Source organism: Bordetella petrii (genome assembly GCF_020991325.1).
Taxonomy (GTDB): Bacteria; Pseudomonadota; Gammaproteobacteria; order Burkholderiales; family Burkholderiaceae_B; genus Bordetella_A; species Bordetella_A petrii_E.
Genome location: NZ_JAJMLX010000223.1, coordinates 1 through 7,701, shown reverse-complemented (window position 1 = coordinate 7,701; position 7,701 = coordinate 1). Strand labels below are relative to the sequence as shown.

Sequence of the window (7,701 nt, the reverse complement as noted above, 5' to 3'; positions counted from 1 at the left end):
TGGGCCGCAGCCGCGGCCGGCTGCCCGCCCGCCGCGGGGGCGGGCGATTGTGCCGGTTTGGCTGCGAGGTTGTCGTCTTCCCAATTAAGCATGAATGAATTCTCCGGAGGCGGTTTGACTTACTGGCAGGCTTCGCACTCTTCGAAGCCGGGATCGCCCGGCCGCATGGTGCAAACCGCCCCGAGGACTTCGGGTTCCGGCAAAACAGGGGCTGCCGCCGCGACCGCCGTGGCGGCCTGGCCGGCGCTGACGGCGTTCAGTTCGCCGCCGCGGCCCGTGGATTTTTCAGCGCTGGTGGCGCCCAGCGTGCGCAGGTAGTAGGTGGTTTTCAGGCCACGCTGCCAAGCCAGCTTGTAGGTGTCGTCGAGCTTCTTGCCCGAGGCGCCCGCCATGTAGATGTTGAGCGACTGCGCCTGGTCGATCCACTTCTGGCGGCGCGACGCGCACTCGACCAGCCAACTCGGTTCGACTTCGAACGCGGTGGCGTAGAGTTCGCGAAGTTCGGAAGGTACGCGATCGATACGGGACAGGCTGCCGTCGAAGTACTTGAGGTCGGCGACCATGACTTCGTCCCAGAGACCGAGTTTCTTCAGGTCACGCACGAGATAATCGTTAACGACCGTGAACTCGCCGGAGAGATTCGATTTGACGTACAAGTTCTGGAAAGTGGGTTCGATGCACGCAGATACACCAATGATATTGGAAATTGTCGCAGTTGGGGCAATTGCGATGCAGTTCGAGTTGCGCATGCCATGTTCTTTGATGCGTGTACGCAACGCATTCCAATCGAGTGTGCTCGACTCATCGACTTCGACATGGCCGCCGCGCTCTTCGCGCAGCATGGCCAGCGTGTCTTGCGGCAAGATGCCGCGCGACCACAACGAGCCTTCGTACGACGGATAGCGCCCGCGTTCCTGTGCCAGTTCGCTCGATGCCCAGTAGGCGTGATAGCACACGGCTTCCATCGAGCGATCGGCGAATTCGACAGCCGCTTGCGAGGCATACGACACGCGCATCATCTGCAGGCAGTCCTGGAAGCCCATGATGCCCATGCCCACCGGACGGTGGCGCTCGTTCGAATCCTTCGCCTTTTGCACGGCGTAGTAATTGATGTCGATCACGTTATCCAGCATGCGCATGGCGATACCGACCGTGCGCTTGAGCTTGTCGTGGTCGAGCTCGTAGCCGCCGGCGGCGGCCGGCTTCATGTGCGCCACCAGGTTCACCGAACCCAGGTTGCACACCGCGATTTCGGAATCGTTGGTATTCAGGGTGATCTCGGTGCACAGGTTCGAGCTGTGTACCACGCCCACGTGCTGCTGCGGCGAACGGATGTTGCACGGATCCTTGAACGTGATCCACGGGTGGCCGGTTTCGAACAGCATCGACAGCATCTTGCGCCACAGCGAGAGCGCCGGCATTTTCTTGAACAGCTTCAGTTCGCCGCTGGCCACCTTGGCTTCGTAGCCCAGGTAGGCCTGTTCGAAGGCCTTGCCGTACGTGTCGTGCAGGTCGGGGCAGTCCGACGGCGAGAACAGGGTCCATTCGCCGTTTTCCATGACCCGCTTCATGAACAGGTCGGGAATCCAGTTGGCCGTGTTCATGTCGTGGGTGCGGCGGCGCTCGTCGCCGGTGTTCTTGCGCAGCTCGAGGAATTCTTCGATGTCCAGGTGCCACGTTTCCAGGTACGTGCACACCGCGCCCTTGCGCTTGCCGCCCTGGTTCACTGCCACGGCGGTGTCGTTCACCACTTTCAGGAACGGCACCACGCCCTGGCTTTCGCCGTTGGTGCCCTTGATGTGGCTGCGCAGCGCGCGCACCGGGGTCCAGTCGTTGCCCAGGCCGCCGGCGTACTTGGCCAGCAGCGCGTTTTCCTTGATGGCGTCGTAGATGCCTTCCAGGTCGTCGGACACGGTGGTCAGGTAGCACGACGACAGTTGCGAGTGCAGGGTGCCCGAGTTGAACAGCGTGGGGGTCGAGCTCATGAAGTCGAACGACGACAGGATTTCGTAGAACTCGATGGCGCGGGCTTCGCGGTCGGCCTCGCGCAGCGCCAGGCCCATGGCCACGCGCATGAAGAACACCTGCGGCAGTTCGATGCGGGTGCCGCGGATGTGCAGGAAGTAGCGGTCGTACAGGGTTTGCAGGCCCAGGTAGCCGAACTGCAGGTCGCGGCGGGCATCCAGTGCCGCGGCCACGCGTGCCAGGTCGTATTCGGCCAGCTTGGCGTCGAGCAGGCCGCCTTCGATACCGCGCTGAATGAAGGTGGGGAAGTATTCGGCGTAGCGCGTGGCCATGCCGGCCTGCGAGACTTCTTCGCCCAGTACTTCCTTGCGGATCGTGTGCAGCAGCAGGCGCGCGGTGACCTGGCTGTAGGCCGGGTCTTTCTCGACCAGCGCGCGGGCCGACAGGATGGCGGACTTGAAGACTTCGTCGACGGGGATGCCGTCGTACAGGTTCTTCACCGTTTCCTTCAGGATGGATTCGGTGTCGATGAATTCATTCAGGCCCTCGCCGGCGGCTTCGATGGTGGCGCGCAGCGCGGCCATGTCCAGCGGGCGGCGTACGCCGTTGTCCACCACATTCAGGTGGCTTTCCTCGGCGGCGGCCGGCGCGGTCTTCTCCAGCACCTCGGCCGCAGCGGCGCGCTCCTGCGAGCGCTTTTCGCGGTACAGCACGTAGGCGCGCGCCACATCGTGCTCGCCCGAGCGCATCAGGGCCAGTTCGACCTGGTCCTGGATGTCTTCAATATGGAAGGTGCCGCCGGCCGGGCGGTTACGTACCAGGGCGGTGACCGCCTGCGTGGTCAGGCTCTCGACCAGTTCGCGCACGCGCGCCGAGGCCGCACCCTGGCCGCCGTTGACGGCCAGGAAGGCCTTGGTCATGGCGATGGCGATCTTGCTGGGCTCGAAACCCACCACCGAACCATTGCGCCGGATGACGTTATAGCTGGCCCACTGGCCATTGCTGGCGTCGGCGGGGGTGTCTGTTTGAGAGGGCGGCACGGCGGAGGGCCGGGTCACAGAGGCGATCGTAGTCTGCATGGAAGCTCCTGTGGAAAGTAGGTAAGGCACGGGACAAACCCATGCCGGGTGCTGAATTTGTATCTGGAAGGGTAGGTCGCCCCGCACCGGAGCGAACGCCCGGCTGCGCCAGGCGGAGTAAATCCGATGAGTCTGACGACCACTACATATAGTGTAACACCCCTCGTGTGACACTAATTCTAGTGATGGAGGGGGGAGGGAACAAGAAGAACTATCGAGCAGTTTCCGATTTAATTGTGACAAAAAGCGACACACGCGCCCAAGAGGCGCGTATGGCGTCATGCGTGTGCCCAGGGCGCGGCTTTATGCGCTTTTGCGCAGGAAAACGCCCGGAAAGCCTGATGGACCGTAGTGGTCAAGCCCCTGCCGCACGGCTTGTCGATAGTTCGCCACATTGGCCATCTTCACATGGCCGAAGCCGCGCACCTGATCGGGCAGGGCCGCGATATTAACCGCTTGCGCCAGGTTGGCGGCCGACAGGTGCTGCAGCAGCGTCTCGACGGTGGCGCGGTACTCGTCGATCAGGCCGCGTTCCATGCGGCGTTCGGCGCTATGGCCAAAGGGGTCCAGCCAGGTTCCGCGCAGGCGCCTGAAGCGGGCCAGCCAACGCATGACCGGCAGCGTGGCGGGCCCCAGCGCCACTTTGCGCGGAATGCCGGTGCGCGGGTCTTTGCGGGCCAGCAGGGGCGGCGCCATGTGGAAGCGCAGGGTGTAATCGCCCTCGAACTGTTCCTGCAACTGCCGCTGGAATCCGCCATCGGTGTACAGGCGGGCCACCTCGTATTCGTCTTTGTAGGCCATCAGCTTGAACAGGTTGCGCGCCACCGCCATGGCCAGCCGCGGCGTGCGCGCAGGCGGCGCCACCTCGCGCTCGCGCGCCGCCACCCGCTCGACCAGTTGCCGGTATTGCCGTGCGTAGGCCGCGTCCTGGTAGGCCGCCAGGTCGCGCTCGCGGCGTTCCACGGCGTGCTCGAACGATTCCGGCACATGCAGCTTCACCACCTGGGCCGGGGGACGCAGGGCGCTTTCCAGCGCCTGCGGCGCATGGGCGGCCAGGCGTCCTGCTTCGAAGGCATCGCGGTTGGCCTGCACCGCCACGCCGTTCAGTTCGATGGCGCGCGCCAGCGCGGCGTGCGACAAGGGCACGCCGCCCCGTTGCCAGGCATAGCCCAGCATGAACATGTTCGACAGGATGCTGTCGCCGAACAGAGCCAGCGCGGCCTGATGCGCATCCAGCGCGGCCGTGCCGCCTTCGCCCGCCGCGTGGCGGATCTTGGCCAGCAAGGCCTCGGGCCGCAACGCGGCATCGGGATTGCGCGTGAACTCGGACACCGGCGCCACATAGGTGTTCACGGTCACCCGGGTGTGTCCGCGGCGCAGCGCGCCCAGCGAATCCGGCGCCACCGCCGCCACCGGGTCGCACAGAATGGCCGCGTCGGCCTGCTGCCAGTCCAGCCGCACCGGCCCTTGCGGCGCGTGCGCCGGCGCCAGGCGGATATGGCTGACCACTGTGCCGCCTTTCTGCGCCAGGCCGGTCAGATCCAGTACCGAGGCCGACAGGCCTTGCAGGTGCGCCGCCATCGATACGATGGCGCCAATGGTGATGACGCCGGTGCCGCCCATGCCCGCCACCAGCATCCGGTAGGGCTGGTCGGGCGCGTCTGTTGGCGGCAGGGGCAGGGTGCCCAGGTGCTGGCGCCAGGCCGGCGCGCCGGCCGCGGCCTGCTTGCGCAGCTTGCCGCCCATGACCGAGACAAAGCTGGGGCAGAATCCTTCGGCGCAGGAATAGTCTTTATTACAGCTGGACTGGTCGATGGCGCGCTTGCGCCCATACGGTGTTTCCAGCGGCACGATGGACAGGCAGTTGGACTGCACGCCGCAATCGCCGCAACCTTCGCAGACCGCGCTGTTGATCAACAGGCGCCGCGCCGGGTCCGGAAACTGCTGCTTCTTGCGGCGGCGCCGCTTTTCGGCCGCGCAGGTCTGGTCGTGGATCAGTACCGTCACGCCGCGGGTATCGCGCAATTCGCGCTGCAGGGCATCCAATTCGCGCCGATGGTGCACCGTGACGCCGGACGGCAGCTCGACGCCACGATACTTTTCCGGTTCATCCGTGGTGACGACGATGCGCGCCACATTCTCGCCGCGTAATTGCTGGCAGATCTGCGGCACCGAAATGGGGCCGTCCACGGGCTGTCCGCCCGTCATGGCGACCGCATCGTTGAACAGGATCTTGTAGGTGATATTGGCGCGCGCCGCCACCGCCTGGCGGATCGCCAGGTACCCCGAATGGTAATAAGTGCCTTCGCCCATGTTCTGGAACACATGCGGCGTATCTATATAGGAGGCCAGGCCGATCCAGTCGACGCCTTCGCCGCCCATCTGGGTCAGGCCGCCGGTATCGCGGTCCATCCAGGCGGCCATGTAGTGGCAGCCCACGCCAGCCAGTGCCTGGCTGCCCTCCGGCACCTTGGTCGAACTATTGTGCGGACAGCCCGAACAGAAATAGGGGCGGCGGCGCATGCCGTCGGCATCGTTCGACAGCGGCGCGGGGCAGGCGAAGCCGGCCGGGTCGATGGCGCCGTGCAAGCCCGTGGTGCGGGCCAGCCACGCCGCCAGGGGCGCGGCCAGCAGCGACGGCCGCAATTGCCCGGCCGACGGAATCAGCGGTTCGCCATCCAGGCTGGTCTTGCCGGCCACGCTGGGGCGTTCGGGGCGGTTGTACAGCAGATCCTTGATCTGGCTTTCCACCACCGCGCCTTTTTCTTCGATCACCAGAATGTGCGACAAGCCGCGGGCAAAGTCCTGCAGCCGTCCGGCGTCCAGCGGCCAGGTCAGGCCGGGTTTGTAAATGCGCACCGGTGTGTCGTCGGCCTGCGGGTCGATGCCCAGCCGGGCCAGGGCTTCCAGGGTATCCAGGTGAGCCTTGCCCACCGTCACCAGGCCCACGGTGGCGCGCGGCGCGGGGCTGACCAGGCGGTCGATGGAATGGCGCCGGGCAAACGCGCGCACGGCCTGCAGGCGCTTTTGCATGCGCGCCTCTACCGCCAGCGACAGGAAGTCGCGCGCCGTGTATTCCAGTTCGTCGGCCGGCAACCGCGGGTCTGCCGGCATGTCGTAGTGCGGGATGGTGGCGGGCGCATAGGCTTCTCCACTTTCCACGGTTTCAGACACCGCCTTGAACGCCACCCAGGCGCCGCTGTGGCGCGACAGGGCCCAGCCCCACAGCGCGAAGGTTTCGTATTCTTCTATCGAGGCAGGGTGCACCACGGGCATTTGCCACCCGATCAGCGAGGCTTCGCTGGCATGCGGAATCGAGGAGGACACGGCGGTGTGGTCATCGCCCACCACCACCAGCACGCCGCCATGGCGCGACGCGCCGGCCGCATTGCCGTGATGGAGCGCGTCGCCCGCGCGGTCCACGCCCGGGCCCTTGCCGTACCAGAGCGCAAACACGCCATCCACCTTGCGGTCGCCGCGCACGCCTGCCTGCTGGGTGCCCATGACGGCCGTGGCGGCCATGTCTTCGTTGATGCCCGGCAGGAACGAAATCTGGCTGGCGTCCAGCACCTGCTTGGCCTTCCACATGGCCATGTCCACGCCGCCCAGCGGCGAGCCGCGGTAACCGGATACGAAACCGGCGGTGTTCAGGCCCCGTTCGCGATCCAGCCGACGCTGCGTCAGCAGCACGCGCACCAGCGCCTGCGTGCCGGTCAGGAATATCCGGCCGCGGGTGCGGGTCAGGTTGTCTTGCAACTGGTAGTCCAGGTCCAGGACCGGGTCGGCCGACGGGGTTCCGTCCATGATGGGCGCTCCTTTTCTCTTGTCATGATAGGTTCGCTCCACTGTGGATTTATTGCGTTATCGGATCGTGTAATCCCTATAATTTGAAATGAACATTTCGTCTTGGCGGAATTTTGGGGTGAAAATGGATAAAACCGATATCGGCATCTTGCGGGCCCTGCAGGAAGACGGCCGCGCCTCTGCGCAGCAACTGTCTGAACAGGTGGGTTTGTCGGCCGCGCCGGTGTGGCGGCGGGTCAAGGCGCTGGAAAGCGCGGGTGTCATCCTGGGCTACAGCGCGCAGGTCGACCGCGCCAAGGTCGGGCTGCAGGGCTGCATGTTCGCGCAGATCAGCCTGGAACGGCATTCCGCCAGCACGGTCGAAAACTTCGAGCGGTCGGTGCGCGACGCGCCCGAAATACTGGAATGCTACGCAGTGACCGGCGATTCCGACTTCCTGCTGAAAATCCTGGTGGAAAGCCCCGAGGCCTACGACCGCTTCCTGCACCGCTTCTTGTTCAACCTGCCGGGCATTCGGCAAACGCGCACCATCGTGGCGCTGCGCGAAATCAAGCACGAGGTGCGCCTGCCGCTGGACGCGGCCTGACGGCCGGATCCCGTGCCCGCAACTGTTGCGCTTTCACACCACCTGAAAGCCGCTGTCATTGCTTCAGCGCGCTGGCGTCCTTAAAGTCCCACCTGCACATGCGCGCGTCCAGGGCCAGCTGTTAGCGGATCCGGTGACGCGCGTTGCTTCGAGGGTGTCATGAATAGTGTGTTGTGGTCGTACCGTATCGGCGCCGTTGGCGCCGCGTTGATTCTGGCCGGCTGCGCGGCCCGCAAGGCCGAGCAGGCGCAGGCGCCCGCCGCGCCC

The 7,701-nt window shown here is 65.3% G+C and carries 3 protein-coding genes; 1 reads left to right on the top strand and 2 read right to left on the bottom strand.

Translation table 11 applies throughout. From position 1 onward, the window contains the following. Nucleotides 1-119: 119 nt before the first annotated feature. Together LPZ50_RS18765 and LPZ50_RS18760 are read right to left on the bottom strand one after the other, a co-directional pair. On the bottom strand, nucleotides 120-3,044 hold the full coding sequence (locus LPZ50_RS18765; protein ID WP_230663570.1) for a ribonucleoside-diphosphate reductase subunit alpha: 2,925 nt from the start codon (nucleotides 3,042-3,044) through the stop codon (nucleotides 120-122). Nucleotides 3,045-3,347: 303 nt separating this feature from the next. Beyond that, entirely contained in the window at nucleotides 3,348-6,848 is a 3,501-nt protein-coding gene (locus tag LPZ50_RS18760) for an indolepyruvate ferredoxin oxidoreductase family protein (protein WP_230663567.1), read from the bottom strand. Between the two features lie 124 nt (nucleotides 6,849-6,972). Between LPZ50_RS18760 and LPZ50_RS18755 the strand changes: the two genes are divergently transcribed. Then, nucleotides 6,973-7,434 (top strand): Lrp/AsnC family transcriptional regulator, encoded by a 462-nt coding sequence (locus LPZ50_RS18755; protein ID WP_230663565.1) that lies wholly within the window; start codon nucleotides 6,973-6,975, stop codon nucleotides 7,432-7,434. Nucleotides 7,435-7,701 lie beyond the last annotated feature (267 nt).

Coding starts and splice junctions, on each gene's coding strand:
- LPZ50_RS18760 (WP_230663567.1), bottom strand. CDS start 6,848: ATGGACGGAACCCCGTCGGCCGACCCGGTCCTGGACCTGGACTACCAG.
- LPZ50_RS18755 (WP_230663565.1), top strand. CDS start 6,973: ATGGATAAAACCGATATCGGCATCTTGCGGGCCCTGCAGGAAGACGGC.
- LPZ50_RS18765 (WP_230663570.1), bottom strand. CDS start 3,044: ATGCAGACTACGATCGCCTCTGTGACCCGGCCCTCCGCCGTGCCGCCC.